Genomic DNA, 3,148 nt, shown 5'->3' on the forward strand with positions numbered 1-3,148 from the left:
GATAGGAATAGCCCAAAGGTGTCTCGATTTGGCTGTGGAGAGAGCTAAAAGTAGGGAAGCTTTTGGAGGAAAGCTTGCGGATTTGCAGGCTGTGCAATTCATGCTTGCCGAGCTTGCAGCTGATATAGAGGCTCTGAGAAAGCTAATTTACGGTTTTGCAAAAGATATGGGGGATACGAACTATTCTGGAGCCATTTGCAAACTAAAAGCTGCCGAAGTGGCAAAGAAGGCTGCTGATATCGCGATGGAAATTCACGGGGGTTTCGGCTTGCTTTCAAATTCGAAAGTTGAGATGGCTCACAGGGATGCGAAGGTTTTGGACATCGCCGAAGGAGCAAGCGAAGTAATGAAACTACTTATAGCGAGAAAACTCTTCTCATAAGTTTTTTATTCAAACTCCTTTTCTCTTTTTTCAGGAGGTGGTTACTTGAGGGTAGGTTGGGATGCCACCCATGGGGAGTTTATCGTGGACGATTATTACTACTTCTCTAAGCTCAGGACTCTCGTCGATTCTGAAGTTGATTGCGTCTACAGCTTTTACAAACTTGAAAACTATGATGTCATCGTTTTTAATTATCCGGAAGTTAAGTTCAAGCTTAGGGAAATTTCGAGGATTAAGAGCTGGTTGAAAAAGGGAAAAACGGTGGTTTTCGCCTCTTACTACAACAACCTTGACAATGTAACTGGGATAATAAACAGCGTTCTAAAAAAGCTTGGATTGGAGATGAGAATAAGCAGCGACGTGATAGTGGATGAAAAGAACAATGATGGGGATAAAATGCATCCCTTAGCAAAATATGGAGATCATGTTGTGGTAATGCCTTGTTCTTCGAGCGTGGTTGGAGGAAGAGCTTTCGTCGAAGGCTTTACATCTGCGGAATGCAACAACGGAAGCAAGTGCTTTGCAGCTTACGAGGAGTTTGGAAGGGGAAAAGTCATTGTTTTAGGCACATGCGTTTTCTGGGACAACTACAGCATCGAAAAGTACGATAACAGGATTTTAGCGAATGATATTTTGAACGGCAAAATCTGATAACATTTTTAAGGGTGGGAATTTCATAAAAGAGCATGAAAGTAGCTATTATCGGCGGTGGAGCAGCAGGGATGAGTGCGGCTTCGAGAGTTAAAGCGTTAAAACCGGAATGGGAAGTTTCCGTTTTTGAGGCGACATCTTTCGTCAGCCACGCTCCGTGCGGCATTCCTTATGCGATAGAATTCGACTTCGGAAGCGAAGAGCTGATGTATTACAAACCGGAAGTTTTCGTTAAAGAGAGGGGGATAGATTTACATTTAAATGCGAGAGTAATTGAAGTCGATTACGGAAAGTTGAGGGTGGAGGAGAACGGAAAAGAAAAAACTTACGAGTGGGACAAGCTTTTAATCGCTACCGGAGCCTCGCCGAAAGTGCCTAAGATAGAGGGGGTTGATTTGGAAAACGTCTTTACAGTCGATCTTCCTCCGGATGCTGACAGAATAAGGAAGGCTGCGAAGGAAGCTGAGAACGTTGTTATAATTGGCGCTGGCTACATTGGAGTTGAAATGGCGGAAGCTTTTTCTGCTATAAACAAAAAAGTGACGGTCATCGAATTCCTCGACAGACCGTTAGCGACCTTCGACAAGGAAATTTCGAACATTGTAAGGGAGGAAATGGAGAAAAAAGTTGAACTTAAGCTTGAAGAAAGCGTTGAGGCTATAGAGGGCAAGGATAAGGTCGAAAAGGTTGTGACGGATAAAGGGGAATACAAAGCGGATTTGGTTATTCTTGCCACAGGTGTGAAGCCGAATGTTGAGTTGGCGAAGCAGCTTGGCGTAGAGCTTGGAGAGACGGGGGCGATAAAGACGAATGCGAAAATGGAAACGAATGTTGAGAACGTTTACGCAGCGGGAGATTGTGCTGAGACGATAAACCTTGTGACGAAAAAGCCAGCTTGGATCCCCTTAGCTCCGGCTGGGAACAAAATGGGGTACGTAGCTGGAGTTAACATGGCTGGGGGAAACATAGAATTTCCGGGGGTTGTTGGGACGCAGATAACGAAGTTTTACGATTTGCAGATAGGAAAAACCGGACTCAGTGAAGAGGAAGCGAAAAAAGAGGGATTCAACGTAAAATCTGCGTTTATACAAGCTAACACGAAAGTCCACTACTATCCCGGAGCGAAAAAGACTTTTATAAAGGCTATTAAAGATGCAGATACAAACAGAATACTCGGGGCACAAGTTGCTGGTTACGAGATGGTGACGATGCGAATCAACGTCTTCGCCACGGCAATTCAGGCCGGATTTACGACGAAAGATTTATTCTTCGCAGACTTGGCTTACGCTCCACCTTTCACTCCGATATGGGATCCGGTAATAGTGTCTGCGAGGGTGTTGAAGTTTTGACACTCGAAGAAATTCACGAAGAAATCAGGAAATGTAAAAGATGCGAACTGTACAAAACTAAAACGAATTACGTCCCCGGAGAGGGAAACGAGAGAGCTAAGATTGTCTTCGTCGGAGAAGCTCCGGGAAGGGAAGAGGATTTGCAGGGAAGACCTTTTGTAGGGGCTGCCGGACAGTATCTGACGAAAACTCTGGAGAAATACGGAATGAGAAGGAGCGAAGTATTCATCACAAATATTTTGAAATGCCGTCCGCCGAACAATCGCGATCCAAAACCGGAGGAGGTAGAGAAATGCTTCTCCTATCTCATAAGACAACTCTACGAAATAAAGCCGGACGTGATAGTTTGCCTCGGAAGACATTCAGCAAGGGAGATACTGAACTTTTTCGGTAAGAAATTCAGAGGGATATCTGCTGATAGAGGTAAGATTTTCGAAGCAGAACTTGACGGAAAGAAAGTAAAGATTATTCCGACGTATCATCCAGCGGCAGTTCTGTACAAACCGCAGCTGAAGGAGTACTTCGAAGAGGACATAAGGAAGGTGGCGAGCTTCTTTAAAAGAAAGACACTTCTGGATTTTATAGGGGAGTAAAAAAGGTTAAAGTTAAAAATTTTTTAGTTCACCAGATTTACGGCTCTTCCTAAAACCGTCAGCGAGATCTTCACGTTCTTTCCTACCCTCTTAGTCTCTACGAGTCCGTCCTCTTCCAGTCCTCTGAGGTGGTAGCTCATTCTTGCTCTCTGTGCCATGTACTTCTTGTGATC

Annotated in this window: 4 protein-coding genes; all 4 read left to right on the plus strand. The window is 44.3% G+C overall.

Annotated features, from left to right (window positions below):
- The coding region (locus F7C14_RS10170; protein ID WP_290902531.1) for an acyl-CoA dehydrogenase family protein at positions 1-382 on the plus strand (382 nt) is incomplete at its 5' end.
- A 45-nt stretch (positions 383-427) separates the two neighbouring features.
- Positions 428-1,033 carry a DUF4350 domain-containing protein gene (locus tag F7C14_RS10175; protein WP_290902535.1) on the plus strand — a complete coding sequence of 202 codons (606 nt, stop codon included), beginning with the start codon at positions 428-430 and terminating at the stop codon, positions 1,031-1,033.
- Positions 1,034-1,068: 35 nt separating this feature from the next.
- A complete protein-coding gene (locus F7C14_RS10180; protein WP_290902536.1) occupies positions 1,069-2,382 on the plus strand; it encodes an FAD-dependent oxidoreductase in 1,314 nt (437 codons plus the stop codon).
- Entirely contained in the window at positions 2,379-2,975 is a 597-nt protein-coding gene (gene udg / locus F7C14_RS10185) for a type-4 uracil-DNA glycosylase (RefSeq protein WP_290902537.1), read from the plus strand. Before F7C14_RS10180 ends, udg begins: the two co-directional genes overlap by 4 nt.
- Positions 2,976-3,148 lie beyond the last annotated feature (173 nt).

This window comes from Ferroglobus sp., assembly GCF_015521575.1.
Classification (GTDB): Archaea; Halobacteriota; Archaeoglobi; order Archaeoglobales; family Archaeoglobaceae; genus Ferroglobus.